This window comes from Microcoleus sp. D2_18a_D3, from assembly GCF_036702455.1.
Lineage (GTDB): Bacteria > Cyanobacteriota > Cyanobacteriia > Cyanobacteriales > Microcoleaceae > Microcoleus.
In genome coordinates, this window is record NZ_JAUBTK010000030.1 from 12,596 (window position 1) to 30,004 (window position 17,409).

At 47.4% G+C, this 17,409-nt stretch carries 8 protein-coding genes; 7 read left to right on the forward strand and 1 reads right to left on the reverse strand.

Annotated elements, in window-relative coordinates:
* Positions 1 to 7 precede the first annotated feature (7 nt).
* The 3 genes from QUB06_RS15830 to QUB06_RS15840 all read left to right on the forward strand — a co-directional run bounded on the left by QUB06_RS15830 (position 8) and on the right by QUB06_RS15840 (position 3,400).
* Complete coding sequence (locus tag QUB06_RS15830) at positions 8 to 2,443, forward strand: dynamin family protein (RefSeq protein WP_333436071.1); 2,436 nt, start codon at positions 8 to 10, stop codon at positions 2,441 to 2,443.
* Positions 2,444 to 2,648: 205 nt separating this feature from the next.
* A complete protein-coding gene (locus QUB06_RS15835; RefSeq protein ID WP_333249407.1) occupies positions 2,649 to 3,104 on the forward strand; it encodes a KGK domain-containing protein in 456 nt (151 codons plus the stop codon).
* 50 nt (positions 3,105 to 3,154) lie between these two features.
* Complete coding sequence (locus QUB06_RS15840) at positions 3,155 to 3,400, forward strand: HNH endonuclease (protein WP_015179287.1); 246 nt, start codon at positions 3,155 to 3,157, stop codon at positions 3,398 to 3,400.
* A 51-nt stretch (positions 3,401 to 3,451) separates the two neighbouring features.
* Here the strand turns inward: QUB06_RS15840 and QUB06_RS15845 are convergent, their stop codons facing one another.
* On the reverse strand, positions 3,452 to 7,264 hold the full coding sequence (locus QUB06_RS15845; RefSeq protein WP_333436072.1) for a glycoside hydrolase family 2 TIM barrel-domain containing protein: 3,813 nt from the start codon (positions 7,262 to 7,264) through the stop codon (positions 3,452 to 3,454).
* 229 nt (positions 7,265 to 7,493) lie between these two features.
* Between QUB06_RS15845 and QUB06_RS15850 the strand changes: the two genes are divergently transcribed.
* From QUB06_RS15850 to QUB06_RS15865, 4 genes are all read left to right on the forward strand, one after another.
* Positions 7,494 to 12,611 (forward strand): PAS domain S-box protein, encoded by a 5,118-nt coding sequence (locus QUB06_RS15850; protein WP_333436073.1) that lies wholly within the window; start codon positions 7,494 to 7,496, stop codon positions 12,609 to 12,611.
* A 7-nt stretch (positions 12,612 to 12,618) separates the two neighbouring features.
* Positions 12,619 to 12,831 carry a hypothetical protein gene (locus tag QUB06_RS15855; protein WP_333436074.1) on the forward strand — a complete coding sequence of 71 codons (213 nt, stop codon included), beginning with the start codon at positions 12,619 to 12,621 and terminating at the stop codon, positions 12,829 to 12,831.
* A gap of 152 nt (positions 12,832 to 12,983) precedes the next feature.
* Positions 12,984 to 13,163, forward strand: a complete 180-nt coding sequence (locus QUB06_RS15860; RefSeq protein WP_333436075.1) for a hypothetical protein — start codon at positions 12,984 to 12,986, stop codon at positions 13,161 to 13,163.
* Positions 13,164 to 13,221: 58 nt separating this feature from the next.
* Positions 13,222 to 17,358 (forward strand): ATP-binding protein, encoded by a 4,137-nt coding sequence (locus QUB06_RS15865; RefSeq protein ID WP_333436076.1) that lies wholly within the window; start codon positions 13,222 to 13,224, stop codon positions 17,356 to 17,358.
* Positions 17,359 to 17,409: the final 51 nt, after the last annotated feature.

Sequence of the window (17,409 nt, forward strand, 5' to 3'; positions counted from 1 at the left end):
TGCCGCCATGACTCAAATGCCCCCTCAATGCACCAGTCTGCAAGAGCAAGTTGATTCTTTAGTGCAACTGCTGCGTCAGGAATCGTCTTTGCGACAACAAGATATCACGGCGGTACAAGCTTCTCTGAAAAAGGCAATTTCTCCTGAGTTTGAAATTGTGTTTGCTGGCGCTTTCAGTGCAGGAAAATCTATGTTAATTAATGCTTTGCTGGAGCGGGAATTGCTCTACAGTGCAGAAGGACACGCGACAGGGACGGAATGTTATATCGCCTTTGCTGAGCCGGAAAAAGAGCGCGTAGTTCTCACTTTTTTGAGCGAGTTTGAGATTAGCCAGCAAGCTTCTGTGCTTTGCCATCAGTTAGGTTTAGCTACTGAACTTAATATTAATCAAAGAGATGTAGTGTCGCTGCTGTCTCAGGGATGTAACATAATTATTGAAACGGAAGGCGGCGAAAATAAATCGGAACTAGCCAAAAAAGCTAAGGCTTTGATGCTGCTGTTAGAAGGTTTTGAGGCAAATCGCGATCGCATCCAAACTCTCGAAAACGCTACCTATTCGATGGAACAGTTTAACTTTTCCAATCTCAAGGAAGCTGCTAGTTATGCCCGTCGCGGTAGTAACAGTGCTGTACTCAAGCGAGTTGAATATTACTGTTATCATCCGCTGCTACAAGATGGCAATATTATTATCGATACGCCGGGAATTGATGCGCCAGTACAGCGGGATGCAGAATTGACTTATGATAAGATTGAAAGCCCCGATACTTCGGCGGTTGTCTGCGTTTTGAAAGCGGCTTCGTCAGGGGAAATGACGACGGAAGAAACCGAGTTGATGGAAAAAACACGGGGAAATCCGGGAATTCGCGATCGACTGTTTTACATTTTCAACCGCATCGACGAAACTTGGTACAACACGCAACTGCGACAGCGCTTAGAAAATCTGATTAATTCCGACTTTCGGGATACTGCGAGAGTTTACAAAACTAGCGGATTGTTGGGATTTTACGGGAGTTTGATTCGAGGAACCACAGGGCGCGATCGCTTTGGTTTAAATACAATCTTTGCCACCAGCCAAGGGCGAGTTTCTGGAGATGATAAATTAGATTCTGAATTGCTCGGTAATAGTGAAGAAACACCGCAATTTGTCAGCGAGTTTAACCGATACTGTGCGAATTCTGGCAAGCTATCTCCGAGCAAATTTCGCATTTCAGTTAACAGCTACGAAACACCCAATGAAAACTACGTGCGGATTCTGGCAGAACAAGGTCAACCATTAATTGCTCAATTAATTCAAGATAGCGGTATCGAAGATTTTCGCACAGCCATCACCCGTTATCTCACGGAAGAAAAACGCCCGCAACTGTTCAAAAATCTCGCTGACGATTTAGAAGACTTGTGCATTCAACTGCGGAAACATTACCAAACTATTCAGCGGAATTTGGACAGCCAGCCCCGCGAAATTGAGGCAATGAAAGCACAGGAACTTTTGCGGCTAAATCAAGAATTGCAGCAAGTTGGGGAGGAATTTCGGGAACATATCGCCGAAGAAGTCAATGACATGATTATGAACAGATGCGATATTTTCGATATAGACTTTCGGCAATTGCAATCTCGGATGATTCGGCGCTTGGATGAATTGTTAGATGGATTTTCTGTTGAGGCGGCTTACGGACGCACTTTGCGGAATCATCCCCGCAATGCGACAGCACCTTTAATTGCTGTTTTAGTTGAAGCACTTTACTATTTAGCGAATCAGTTGGAAGATATTTTAGTAGAGGCTACTAAGTCACTGGTTGATAATTATTTCCAGTATTTGAAAGATAGCGTTCGCAAGTCTGAATACTATCGATTACTTTATCGGTTGTTGGGGAACGACGGGGGAATTGAACAGCAGTTAGAGGAGTTATCAAAGCGGGTTTCTGATGCTTTGGTAAATGCGGCTGGGGTTGAGTGCGATCGCTACGTGCGAGAAAGTCCCCGTTTTTACGACGAAGGCACATTTTCGATTTATCAATTCCGGGAAACATTGCAGCAAACTTCTCAAGGTTTCGACTGCGAAAACATGGTGGACGCCCAACCTGCAATCCGGCAATTATTGCGGCTGGATTTTGAGCCGAAAGTATCTAGAACTATTCGGCAAACTTTCCGCCAAACTGTCAACCAAACGCTGAAAGAGCATTTGTTGCCGCTGGCCCAAAAGCAAGCTGATGATATTTTGCAGAAATACAGTCAAGCCCGCGATTATTTGGAGCAAACTTTGGCACAGGAGGCGGAGGAAAAGATTGCTGGGAATCTGCGGCGGCAAGCTGAGAATGAGCAGAAGATTCAAGAGTACGATCGGGCGGTTTCTGGGATTAATAGTTGTTTGCAGGCGATGAAGTTGCACGAGCATTTGTTGCCTGTAATTGGACAAAATGATGGTGTTTCGGTGGATGGTGAATGATTGGAAATCCGGCGATTGGAAACCAGGCGATTGGAAATCGCGGCTACACAGACAAAACCCGCCTGCGCGGGTTGAAGACATTCTTAGTCCGCGAAGGCGGGCATCGTTTGTATAGCGGCGAATTCTATTCGCCGGGATTCTTGCCAAAAGAGAGATACTACTCTAAAATAGTTAGGATGACAGTTTAAATAAATTAGCAATGAATATGAAAAATAAAGTTGATTTGCACAACTGCGGCAATGATGATGCTTTATCTTTTGGTAACGCAATGCTTAAAGTAGAAAAACTCAAGGAAACAGTAAATAGAGTTTTTCCTGAACATGGGTTAGGAGAGACACTCACTAATTCCTTAAGCGAACAGAAAATAATTATTGATGTAGGTCGTGACGGTAATTTTCATGGTGGTAAATTACATAACATAAGATATTTATATGAGAAATGGTTTGGTGAAGGTATAGATTGTGAAATTCTCAGAGTGGGTGCTCAGGGCTGGCAGAAAGGAAAGATTAGACTCAAACTCAATGTCACTATAGAATTTTGCCAAGAGAAACCCGAAGTCGAAGAAACACCAGAAAACAACGAATCAGAAACTAGCCAACCAGAATCCCCCCTCGATGATTTGCGCCGCCAACTTCTCAATCAAGAAAACTCACCCAGCTAATCCATCAAACATCCGCGTTCATTCGCGTTCATCTGCGCTTAAAAATCATCATGTCTAAAACCCCCAGAATTCCCATTCCCCCAGAAGTCAGAAAATATGTATTCACCCGCAATAAATACCAATGCCAAAGCTGCGGCCAAACCAAACTAGAAACCCAACTGACGATCGATCATATCATCCCCCTAGCGCGCGGTGGCAGCAACGACATCAGCAACTTGCAAACCCTCTGCGGTACCTGCAACCAAAAGAAAACCGACAAACTAGACCCCCGCTTCCGCCGTCACTTTGACCTCTAATATCCTCCATAACATCCGCGTTAATCCGCGTTAATCTGCGGTTTAAAACTTCTACCATCGATAATAGCGATAAGGATCGTCCCCATACTCAAAATCCGTTCTGTAATCCCAGTGATAAAACTCCCGACTAGAACCGTTAAACACAGATCCATCCGCCTTAAAACTCGCCCCTAAATTAGCCAAAATCTGAGCATTTGCCCTGGTTTGCCGCCAGCGAGTAAAACGCAAATAAGTCTTAGTATCAGCATTCAAACTGTCCGGTTCAATCTGAGAGAAAATCGCCACACCCTTGCCAACTTTTACCCGACTTAACAAACCGTCAGCGCCGATTTCTCCCCCAGACTTAATCAACCAAGTATCATAAAAAGAGCGCGATCGCAAATCTGAAGCGCTAACCCCCTTCACCTCATCCCAACTCGGAACCGCCAGCGAACCCCCGAAATCCTGCGCTTGCTGCAAACCCACGCCCAAACCCGCAACAGGTACTTGACGCGGCAAGAAAAACGCCTTCCCGCCAGCATTCAAATAACCGCGCAAATCTGCATCTTTCAGATTCGCTTCTCTCCCCACAATGACCAAACCAACATCATTAGAAAGCGAACTAGCGCGCTGATAAATTACCCCCAAACTCTCCAACTTTTGGGCATCTCCATCTCCCCCAATTAAAACCACTTTATCCGGCTTTCCAAGTACGGGAGAATTTATCGCGTAACTCACAATTTGTTGCACTAACTGCGCCGCCCCAGCATCTACAGAATAATGGTCTTCCAAATCCAACTCGTTTAAAATCAGCCGCCCTTTTCCGTAATCCAATTCCATCAGCGGCGAATAAGCTAAATCAAACTCAGATTCCAAAATTGGGCGCCAACCGCTGCGGTGCGGTTTCTCAATAGAAGCGCTGCTGACACCGCCGCGATTTCCCCAACGCCAGCCGTACCAAGGTTTATTTGCCGGACTCAAATTAGGGCCAGTTTGGATGGTATCTGGATAAGCTTCAAGCAGCGTGCTTTCCCCCACCCAATCCCGCAAATCTTCACTGTCTAAACCGCTAATTGCCGGGTGGTTGCTGTCAACTGGATAAGCGCGGCGGCTGACGTGGACAGCAACCCGGAAACCCGTATTTTGCAGCCATTCCCGGCGCTGAGGAAACACAATTGCTTTGCCTCCGTTTCGGACAAAATTTTCTACATTTCCTGGCAATTTTTCCCCACTTGAAAACGCTTCCCTACCGATAATTAATAGCGATGAAACTTGCGAACCATTCCACGGTACAAGCTGATAACCTAATTGTTTTAACATCGCCGAGGTTTTGCCCGCTGGATCGAAGATTGTCAGCGTATCCTTGCTTTTGGCTTGCTTGGGAAAAACCCGGAAAGCAAATGTATCAGAATGCGATCGCTCGCCCACTCGCGCAGTCAAGCGAATTTCGCCGTCAGCCTTGCTAGAAATGGTATTTGGCAAATTTACGTCTATTGGGAAAAACAGCGTGCCTGCCGACTCAATCGTCCCTTTTTGCTCGCCTTTTTTTACTTCTTTCCCCCCCATCAAAACCCGCCACTTAAACGAAAATTCTTGCGCCGCCCGCGTATCGTTAATTAACACTACTTGCTTTGCCAGTTTTCCGCCCACAAACAAATTGTGATCTTTCGCAGTAAAAACCGGGCTAGCACCAGCAATCCAAGCCAAAGTCGAGCTATTATTATTCATAATTGCCTCGCCCCCAGGATGAACAGTGTAAGCTTCGGGCTGCAAATAATTCAAAAGATTATTCGAGACTTGCTTCAAATAAACTCCCCGGCGACCAGGTTGAAAAGCCCCAATATCCACCTTTTTTCTGCCAGCTTCGGAAACTTCCCAACCGTGTCCGTCACTCCAAGGAATCATCCCGCCAGACATTCCAAAAGTCCGCCAACTCCGCCAAGTATTTGTACTGAATAACTGCTGCAACTTTTGAAAAGCTGGTGCAAAATCCAACTCTTTTTTTAAATGCCAGCTTTGATACTCCTGACCCTTGACAAATTGCTCGCGAATTTTAGCTTTATAAGCGGCAGTTTCCAACTCGTAAGCCTGCTTGCCCAAATAAATTGCCACAAACTCAGTCATCCAAGGTTCGCTGAGAATCACCTGACCAAAACCTTTGCGGTTCCGCATCATTGTAGTGAATAGCGGCGTCCCAAACTCGACTACCATGTAGGGCATTTCCCCGGTTTTGCTCCACTCAGAAATCCATTCTTCCCGTTCTTGCAAGGGAATCATATTTAAATAAGAATTCAGCGCATAAACATCGCCGAAGTTTGCCCCTTGGTGTACCATGACAGGTCTGGTTGGGTCGGCGGATTTAATCGCAGCTATAGCGTCATTTCCTAGGGGAGTGTTGACCCGCAAACGCTCGTTTTCCGACTGACTGAGAGTTCCTTCTACTTTTCTTTTGCCGATGCGGCGCGGATTTTGGTCGTCAGCGTGGCCGAAAAAATTAGGACTTGTCGCCCACATTAATACCGATGGATGATTGCGGTAGCGGCGCATTTCAGTCACCATTCGGTCTTTCCAGCGGTTGTTCCACAGGGGGTTCTTCCACTTACCGTTCCACGCGATAGGACTAATGTCTAAAGCGGGAGCCATAATGGGAAAACCTTTGAGGTCTGCTCTTTCGGAAAATAACTCTCGGAAGTGCCATCTACCGCGTTCGTCGTGATCCCAAGGCCACATTTCTGTTATGTTAAAACCGGCTTTGACGTAGCCCTCAATTAGGCTATCAGCAACTTCTACTGTCCCGCCTTGCCAAGTATCCGAGTGCAAGTTTGGTCGCAGCCGAAATTCAGTTCCGTTTAAGAAAAATTTGCGCCCTTCTATCCAAAATTCGCGGAAGCCAAAAGGTTGGTGGTATTGCGTGTCTATGCCGCTGCCTTTTACTTCTAATTGCAGGGTGTAAAGGTTTGGTTGCCCGACATCCCAAAGACGGGGATTTGGCCAATTCCACTGAAATTGTACGGTTTGAATTGGTTTAGCTTTAACGTTGGCAGTTGCGGTAAATTTTTGTTCTACTTTGCCTTTTTCGTCGAGCATTTGCGCGATTATTTCTACTTGACCGCTTTGGGCAACGTCTTTGAGTTCAACATCTAATTTAACTTGCTTTTTTCGGGTGGAAGTTTGGACGAATACGTCGCTAATTAGCGGGCCGGGGGGAAGGCTCAGAAGCCGTACCTCGCCGATGATTCCCCGCGAGTGCAACTTGGATTTTTCTGTGTAGATTTCTGTGGGGCCCATGATGACGGCTTTTTCCTTTTCATCGGATACTGCCACCACTAAAATAGAGATGGTGTTTTGACCTGGTTTTGCTGCTTTGGTAATTTCAATAGTGCCGTAGGGCCATGCGATTTGACCGCAGTTAATGCCGTTGATAAATATGACTGCATCGGTGCTGACTCTGGCTAAGTCGATAAATATGCGGCGGTTTGTCCAGTCGCCGGGAATGTCTATATTTCTCTGATACCAAGCTTTTGATAGTTGTTTACTGTTGAAGTTTTCCCAATCTTTGCCGCTGCCGCGAGTGATGATTCCGGGTACGGATTCGTTGTTTTCTTTTTGCCAGTCTCCAGGCACTTGGATGGAACCCCAATTTGGGGAGACGGGGGGGTTTTGGGGGTTGCCAACTGCGGGGACAAATTGCCAAGTTCCGTTGAGATAGATTTGGGATCGTTTGTTGTCGATCGCCCCGGCGGTCAGGGTGGTAAGATTGGGGAAGCCGATCGACATCGCTGAGCTGCTGGCGAAGTTGGGATTTTGCAGCGCGTAACCGACGAATCCAAAGAGGGTGGCGGCTGCGAAAAATAATCCGATAATTTTGGCCAGCTTGTGATTCACTCGCTTATTGCTCCCAGAAATTAGATAATCTAATTTGTCCCTGAATCTATGATAGCAGTTGATTCAGCACCAATCCCGCTGCCAATCTGTCTCTGGGAAGATGGCACAGAGCCGACAAATGTGGTTTTGTATAGAAAAAATAAATACTTAGTTTTAACTAAGTTTTAACAAGGTTGTTTCATCGACATAAGCAATAGTGCGATCGCGCCATCGCTACAGGTCAACAAAAATGAGCGAGTTTGAGGTCTTGCCCTTACCCATTAAATCTTACAGTATTGCTACATTTAGTGCCGGCACGGCTTTACTGCTGACAACTCTGTTACTGTTTTCCTTCCAGGCAGGTTCTGCAATCTTACTTTTGGCTGCTGCCGTTATCGCTTGGTATGCTGGCTTAAAGTCCGCAGAACAAGAACTAGAAATAGAACGTAATATTATTTCAAAAGTAATTGACACGACAGCTTGCTTGATTGTAGTTCTCGACAGTCAAGGACGGATTGTCCGCTTTAACCAAGCTTGCGAAAAAACTACAGGCTACTCGGCAGCAGAAGTTGTTAATAAATATGTTTGGGATTTGTTCTTAATTCCCGAAGAAATAGAACCTGTTAAAACAGTTTTTACTCAGCTAAAAGTCGAACATTTTAACAGCGAATATCACAACTATTGGCGCACTAAAAACGGCTCTAAGCGCTTAATTTCTTGGTCGAATACTGTGACGACCAATAGCGATGGTTTGGTAGAATATGTGATAGGAACAGGCATTGATATTACCGATCGCACAGAAGCAGAGATAGCCCTGGCTTTATCCTACACCAAGCTAGAAAGCCGCGTCAAACAGCGGACAGCAGAACTGACAGTAGCTAAAGAAGCGCTGCAAGCTCAAGAAGAACGATTTCGCTGTTTAAGTTCCTGTTCGCCGGTCGGCATTTTTATGGCTGATTTTGAGGGGCGCTACACCTATGCAAACCCGCGCTGTCAGGCTATTTGCGGCTTAAGTTGGACAGAACTTTTAGGAGACGGTTGGGAGAAGTGCATTCACCCGGAAGACTGCGATCGCGTATTGACCCGATGGCTAGATTATACTCGGAAAGGTGGGGAATATGCGATCGAGTATCGCCTGCAAACACCAGAGGGGATTGTGCGCTGGATTAACGTTTGTTCATCGCCGATGTTCTCGGACTCCGGCGAACTCATCGGATATGTGGGCACGGTGAGAGATGTCACCGAAAGACAACAAGCGCAAGCAGCTTTGGCAAACAGCGAACAGCAACTGAGAACGCTGCTAGAAAATACGCCAGACATCATTATCCGCACGGACAAAGAACTGCGTTATATGTATGTCAATCAAGCAGTTGAAAGAAGTCAAGGAAAACCAATTTCATTCTTCCTCGGTAAAACCAGTCAAGAAATAGGAATACCGCCGGAACAGTGCCAGATGTGGGATGAAACCCTGCACAAAGTGTTAGAAACAGGTCAAGAAGAAATTATCGAATTTCAGGCTTTCTCAATCAACGGCATCCGAAGTTATCAATCCCGCGTAGTTCCAGAATTTGACAAAAATGGCGTACCAGAATCCGCCTTAATTGTCGCCCGCGATATCACAGAAATAAAACTTGCGGAAACTCAAAGATTGCAGTTAACAATCGAGCAAACCGCAAGGGAAAAAGCAGAAATAGAACAGCAGCGCTCGGCATTTTTAGCAGAAGTCAGCAAAATGCTGGCTGATGCGTTTGACGGGGAAACCGTGCTGCAAAAGGTAGCAGAATTAGCAATAAATTCGATCGCCGACGGGTGCTGCATTCATTTGACCGAAACCGACTCAAAAGTGCGTCGAGTCGCTGCCGCTCACGCAGAAGCCTCTATAGTTGATAGTCTGAATAACTTGAGAATCCGCAGTCCGATCGCAGACAATGCTGTTAACGGCTATCCGCTGGTAATCCGCACCGGAACATCCCAACTAATTGCCGAAGTGGATGAGGAAATTTTAGCAGCAGGAGCCGACAATGCAGCAGAAATGGAAATATTGCGATCGCTCAATATCGGATCTCACGCTTGCGTACCGCTGAAAGCCCGCGGGCGGGTAATGGGTTCCATCACTTGCTTTACCTCGAAGTTGGGCCGTCGCTACAGTGCAGAAGACTTGGCAATGCTAGAAGATTTAGCATACCGCGTGGCGATCGCCCTCGACAACGCCAGACTTTACGCAGAAGCGCAGGAAGCACTATCTCAAACATCGGCATCCTTCGCCTTAATTGACTCGCTATTAGAAGCATCTCCCCTAGCGATTTGCTTTATGGATCGCGAAATGCGCTTCATCCGTATCAATCAAGTATTAGCAGAACTCAACGGTTTGCCGATAGAACAGCATCTCGGCCAAGACTTCCGCCAATTGTTGCCAGAACATGCAGCCAAATTTGCGCCGATAATTCAGCAAGTTTTAGAAACTGGTCAGCCTGTTTTAAACTTAGAAATGAGTGGCGAACCTGATGGGAAACCGGGATATTTCGGTTACTGGCTCGCCAACTACTACCCAGTGAAAAATGAAAGAGAAGAAATAATCGGAGTCGGGCTAATTATCACAGATGTTACCGCAGCCAAACAAACCGAATTAGCTTTGCGGGAAAGCGAAATGCGCTTCCGCAGTGTGGTAGAATCTAACATGATCGGCATCGGTTTCTGGGATGGCAACGGGGAAGTTACGGACGCTAACGACGCCTTGCTGGAAATGATCGGATATACGAGGGAAGACTTAGTTTCAGGACAGATCCGCTGGCTCGAACTCACGGCGCCGGAATATCTAGAACTCGATCGCATCGCCCTCGCGCAAGTCGAAGCCGAAGGAAGTTGCGCGCCTTTTGAAAAAGAATACATCCGCAAAGACGGCACGCGCTTCCCAGTTTTAGTGGGCGGCGGAAACTTCCAAGGATGCACAGACAAAGGAGCATTTTTCGTGCTCGATATCACCGATCGCAAACAAGCCCAAAACCAACTTCGAGAAAACGAAATACGCCTTCGCCGCCAACTAGCAGAACTCGACTTAGTTTACAAAACCACACCAGTCGGGCTGTGCTTTGTCGATACCAATTTGCGCTACATCCGCCTGAACGAATGCCTCGCTGCGATCAACGGCCGATCGATCGCAGATCACATCGGGCGCACCGCTAGAGATGTAATTCCCGAAATGGCCGATATGGTAGAGCGGATTTACCGCCAAGTGCTGGCGACGCAAACCCCGGTGATCGACTTGGAAGTAAAGGCCGAAACCAAGCAACTGCCAGGAGTTTTGCGGGATTGGCAAATCAGCTTTTACCCCGTGATCGATGAATCAGGAACACTGCTGGGAGTCAGCACCGTGGTAGCCGAAATTACCGATCGCAACCAAGCAAAACGAGTAATACAGCAAAGCGAAGCCATATTCCGGCGGCTGTTGGAGTCAAATATTTTCGGAGTCGCGATCGGCGATTTTAGCGGCCGCATCGCCTACGCCAACCAATCCCTGCTCAACATGGTCGGCTACACCCGCTCAGACCTGCTCTCGGGTCACATACGGTGGGACAGGATGACCCCCCCCGAATACCTGCACCTCGACGCCTTAGCGGCCGGGGAACTGCGGGCTAAGGGAGTCGCAACTCCTTTCAAAAAAGAGTATATCCGCAAAGATGGCAGTCGCGTGCCGATTCTGATGGGCGGGACGATCCTGAACCCGGACGATCGCGAACCAGAGACGATCGTCGCATTCTACATCGACTTGACCGAGATATCCCGCGTGGAAGCAGAACTCAAACACAATCAAGAACGGCTGAAAATCGCTCAGCAAGCGGGCAAAATCGGAACTTTTGAATGGAACATCGAAACCGGCGAGATCGCGTGTACACCGGAGTTAGAGGCTTTGTACGGGCTGCCGGTCGGCGGTATCGACAGCTATCCAAGTTGGGTGGAAATGGTGCATCCAGACGATCGCGCTGTTACTCAAAAGCAGGTAAAGGCTGCGGCGATGTCCGGGGAGGAATTAAACATTGAGTTTCGCATCTGCCGCCCGGACAAAAGCGTGGGCTGGATTGCTTGCAGGGCTAAGGTGTTTCAGGGCGAGATCGGTTGGCCTTTGCGGATGATCGGGGTGAACGTCGATATCAGCGATCGCAAAGAAGCAGAAGCAGCGCGATCGCACATCCATCAAACTTTAGAAGCCTTGATTGAGGCTTGTCCCCTAGGAATTACTGTTTTGGACTGCGACGACGGCACTGTGAAAATGTGGAACCCAGCAGCAGAGAGGATTTTTGGCTGGGCTGAATCAGAAGCGGTAGGTCAATTTGTGCCCTGCGTTCCCGCAGATAAGCGGGAGGAATTCACGGCTAATTTGAAAAAAATTCGCGAAGGAAACGCGATCGCCGGCATGGAAACCCAGCGCCAAAGGAAAGACGGCAGCTCGATCGACATCAGTTTGTGGGCAACTCCAGTCCGCGACAGCAACGGCAATATCAACTGTATGTCGATCGTCGCCGACATCAGCGATCGCAAGCAAGTCGAGGCCCAACGCGCTCAGTTGCTGGAGCGCGAACAAGCCGCGCGGGCGGAAGCAGAAGCTATCAGCCGCCGGAAAGACGAGTTTCTAGACTCTCTTTCCCACGAATTGCGAACGCCTTTAAATGTGATTCAGGGGTGGGCACAGATCCTGCGCGCCCACCCCTACAACAAAGATAAATTAGCTTCGGGTTTGGAAGCCATTGAGCGTCAGTCGAAGGTGCAAAGCCAGCTAGTGGAAGATTTGCTCGATGTTTCCCGGATTATTCAAGGCAAGCTGGCCCTGAAACCCGGCTGGTTCTACATGGTAAAGACGATCGAGGCGGCTAATAATTCAGTTCGTTTGGCAGCCGAGGCCAAGTCTGTCACCGTTTCGTTAGAACTTGACCCCGCAGTCAGCTTGATGTGGGGCGACGCCCAGAGGTTGCAGCAGGTAGTGTGGAATTTGCTGACTAACGCCGTGAAGTTTACGCCTTCGGGGGGAAATGTGCAAGTGCGCTTGTCTGCGGTGGCTGTTAGCGATTCCTCATCACCCAATTACGTGCAAATTACTGTCAGCGATACCGGAAAGGGCATTTCTGCTGAGTTTCTGCCCTACGTGTTCGATCGCTTCCGACAAGCAGACGCCTCGAAAACGAAGGCTGAGAGCGGTTTGGGACTGGGATTGGCGATCGTCCAGCACTTGGTCGAACTCCACGGGGGCACTGTGACTGCGGAAAGTCCCGGTAAAGACCAGGGTGCGACATTTACGGTGACACTGCCATTCAAACAGCCTCCGAGTAAGAAGGGGCAGTTGAGAGGAGTCGCCGCCGGATATTTTAGTCCGTGATATCGCTATGGCCGTTGAGGACGGCTACTCGCTGATCCGCAAAGTGCGATCGTCCGAATCCGACCAAATCAAGCGCTTGCCGGCCGTGGCGCTGACAGCTTATGCTAGGGAAGAAGATCGCAATCGGGCGATCGCCACTGGTTACAACGAACACTTAACAAAGCCGATCGAACCCGCTCTCTTCGCCGCCGTTTTAGCCAAGTTAACAAATGGGCATTAGGGCGATCGGGTTCGATGAACGCACAAATAATATCATTTCCGTTTGATTCGGATTTGTATGATGTTAAATCTTGTAGGGGCGGATTCACCAATAATAATTGCCCATAATCTACAATCTCATAAACCCGCTCCCGCTGGCTTTTTATTAACGACATGATTGCCGATACACACAAAGAAATTAGAAATTTTATCACCGTTTTTGTAATAAGTAAAAATGAATCAAATGCCCAACAGCTAGAAACAGAACTGACAGAAGCAAATTTTTACACCCGTGTCCAATCTTCGCTAGTAGTTGCCTATATTGAACCGGGCGGAAAATTTCACAGTTTTTAGGGCGCGCCAATCGCTACAGCAGTTAAAATACGATCGCCAGCACAATTGGTTCACACCCATGCCCATGTATCCCTTCAACCGCCTAACCGCCATTTTTTTTAGCAAGCTGCCGCTGCGAACGGTTCTGATTGTGCCGTTTGTTTTGCAAACGGTAAGTGTAGTTGGGCTAGTGGGCTTTCTTTCTTTCAAAAGTGGTCAGGAATCAGTCGAGGATGTAGCGCATCAGCTAATCGAACAAGTAGGAGAACGGATTAGCGATCGCCTCACCGATAATAATGGGCCCTCGGCAATCAATACCTTCCTGGCTAGGCTGCACTTCTCTGCATCGGGACAAACTTTTATTATGGATCGATCGGGCAATCTGATTGCCACATCCACACTAGAAACACCCTTGGTGACACCAGCCAAAAAGCTACCGACGCCATTGCTAGCCACCAACAGCAAGGATGCCCGAACGCGAGATAATGCTAGACAACTCGCCAACCGCTTTGGCAACTTCCGCACGTTGCAAACAACCCAGCGATTTACCCTGGCGAGCAAGGGCGATAGGCAGTTTGTCCGCGTCACTCCCTATCGAGATTTCCGTGGCTTGGATTGGTTGATTGTGGTGGTGGTGCCAGAGTCGGATTTCATGGCTCCGATTCAAGCAAATACGCGCAACACATTGTGGTTATTGACCGGTACACTGCCGCTGGCGATCGCGATCGGATTGTTGACTTCCCGTTGGGTAACAAAGCCAATTATGCGTTTGAATACGGCAGCCAAAAATGTTGCCAAAGGAAAATGGGAGCAACCTTTAGAAAATAAACGCTTGGATGAAGTCGGAGAACTCGCCAATTCCTTCAATTTTATGGCCGCGCAACTGCAACAGGCTTTTGCAGACCAAAAATCTTTAAATGAAGCTTTAGCGCAAAGAGAGAGCCAACTCAAGCAATTTATCGAAGCCATACCTGCAGGAGTATCTATCCACGATGCCTCCGGTAAAGTCGTGTACTTCAACGAAACTGCCAAGCATTGGCTCGGCGTAGAAACTATCCCCGATTCGACTTTAGAAGAAGCAGTAGAAGTTTATCAAATCTATCGCCAAAACCAGCCGTATCCAACTGAAGAACTTCCCGCATTCCGAGCACTGCGCGGCGCAACGGTATTCCTTGAAGATGTAGAACTTTATCGAGATGGGAAATTTATTCCTTTTGAGGTGCGCGCCACACCAATTTTCGACGAAGGCGGAAACATTATTTATGCCATCACTGCTTTTTCTAACATCGCACAGCGCAAACAAGCTGAAAAAATCTTAACTGACTACAATCGCACTTTAGAAGCCGAAGTGGTCGAACGTACCTGCGCCTTAGCTCGTGCCAACGAACTATTACAATCTGAAATTGCCGAGCGCAAATTGCTCGAACAAAAACTTTCCACTTCTACTGAGCAAGTTGTGAAAATATTTGAGTCAATTACAGATATTGTATTGATTTTTGAGGTTCAAGAAGAAACTATCCAAATTATACCCACCAAGGGAATTTTTCAATACAACTATCAGACGAATCAGATCGACTCCATCATCGAACAATTTTTTCATGAGCCAAGGGAGGAGATTTATTTTGCTCAAGTTCGACAGGCATTGGAAACCCAACAAACTATTAGTTTTGATTACAGTCTGCCAATTAATAACCAAGAAGTTTGGTTTGCTGCTAAAATTTCGCCACTGTCGGATAGCTCTGCTGTTTGGGTAGCGCGCGACATTAGCGATCGCCAGTTAGCCGAATCCAGACTGCTGGAAGCCCAAAAAATTGCCCGTATTGGCAGTTGGGAATACGATATCGCCACAGAAACAACCACTTGGAGTCAAGAACTCTATCGCATTTATGAACTCGATCCGACTCAAAAACCGCTGCCAAACGAACAATTAATCGAGCGCTTTCATCCCGAAGATCGATCGCGCTATCTGACAATGGTGCGCGATCAAGCTATGTCGGGGCAAAGCTTTGAAATTGATCTGCGGCTGCTCCGAAGAGATGGCTCCCTCAGTTACATAGAAGTCCGAGGGAAACCTGTTTATGATGAAAAAGGGCATTTGCTCCGTTTGTTCGGCACTGTTTTGGATATTAGCGATCGCAAAGAAGCCGAGTCAGCTTTGCGAGAAAGCGCTCAGCGGGAACAAGCCATCGCCCGATCGATCGATCGCATCCGTCAATCCTTAGATATTGACACAATATTCAAAACCACAACCTCTGAACTGCGACAAACCCTAAATTGCGATCGTGTCGGTATCTATCGCTTTAATCCTGATTGGAGTGGGGAATTTGTTGCCGAGTCAATGGCTGCGGGCTGGATATCTCTGATGCAACAACCTGACGATTTTAATGTGCCAAACACTCTCGTCGAAGACTCTCGCTGTACCGTGAAAACTATGCAAGCCTCCGGTGAACCAGTGCTGGATACCTATCTACAAAGAAATCAAGGTGGTATGTATGCTAGAGGCGTTCCTTACCGCATAATTGAAGACATATACAGCGCTGGGTTGAGTCCTTGTTACCTAGAACTGTTAGAGCAATTTCAAGCTAGAGCCTACGTTATTTTTCCCATATTTTGCGGCAGTCAACTTTGGGGTTTGCTCGCCAGCTATCAAAATTCTGCACCCCGCACTTGGCGCGAAGCAGAAATCAATATTGGGCTGCAAATTAGCACTCAACTAGGAGTCGCCTTACAACAAGCTCAATTGCTCGAAGCCACTCAACAGCAAGCAGTACAGCTTCAACAAGCCGCCTGGGCCGCAGAAGCCGCCAACCTTGCCAAAAGCACTTTCCTGGCAAATATGAGCCACGAACTCCGCACCCCGCTAAACGCAATTCTGGGATTCTCCCAATTGATGCAGCGCTCTACCAACCTCACTCGCGAACAACAGGAAAATATCCGTATCATCAACCGCAGCGGAGAACACTTGCTAGCTCTGATCAATCAAATATTAGATTTAGCCAAAATAGAGGCGGGACGCATTACAATCAACCAAACAAAATTTCAATTAAGCAGCCTGTTGAACGATCTGGCAGAGATGTTTCAACTCCAGACAAGGGAGCGACAATTGCAGTTAATATTTGACTGCTCTAGCGAAACTCCCGAATACGTGCAAACAGATCAAATGAAGTTGCGCCAAGTTTTAATTAATCTGCTTTCTAACGCCATTAAATTTACGAAACAAGGAGTAATTAGGTTAAGAGTAAGTGCATTTAGAGACCGTAACAATCAGCAATTACCCATCAGTAATTACCAATTACATTTTGAAATAGAAGACACGGGTGCCGGCATAGCTGCTGATGAGTTAGATAAGCTTTTTCAAGCCTTTGTGCAAACCAAAACAGGAACAAAATCTCAGCAAGGAACAGGCTTGGGGTTGGCTATCAGCCAACAGTTTATCAAGCTGATGGGCGGCGTGATTACTGTACGCAGTGAAGTTGGACGCGGCACCACCTTCGCGTTTGATATCCCCGTCAGCGCCGTTGATGCCCCGGCGACTCAACCCGTACAGCCACCGCGTCGGGTGATAGCACTGCAACGCAATCAGCCGCGCTATCGTATTTTGATTGTGGACGATCGATCCGACAACCGCCAACTGCTGATCAAACTCCTGGCTGCCTTTAACTTTGAACTCCAAGAAGCCACCAACGGCATAGAAGCTATTGAAAAGTGGTCGAGTTTTGAGCCACACTTAATTTTTATGGATATGTGGATGCCCGTGATGGATGGACAGGAAGCTACCAAACGCATTAAAGCCACCCTTAAAGGTCAAGCTACGGCAATTATTGCCGTGAGTGCCGATAACGCTGAGGAAGGGCAAACCGTTACTGTATCGGATGATTGCGATGACTTGATCCACAAACCCTTTCGAGATACAGAAATTTTTGCCACCCTCCACAAACATCTGGGAGTGCGTTACATTTACGGTGAACCGGAGAGTGTTCCCGAGTCAACTCAAATCGAGGCTCCGACTCCAGAGACTCTTGCAGCTTTACCCGCAGATTGGCTGGCAGCTTTAGAGAAAGCCACAATTGAGTGCGATTTAGAGTTAATGCTGGTGCAAATTGAGCAAATTCGCGATCGCAATGACGCTTTAGCTAGCGCCCTAGCCACATTGGCTAACGAGTTTCAGTTCAATCAAATACTAGCTTTCATCCATCCCGAAACGAAAGAGAATTGATATTATACCCGGTTCGTAGTGAGTACGACCGTCCTCATAAAACCCGCTAGG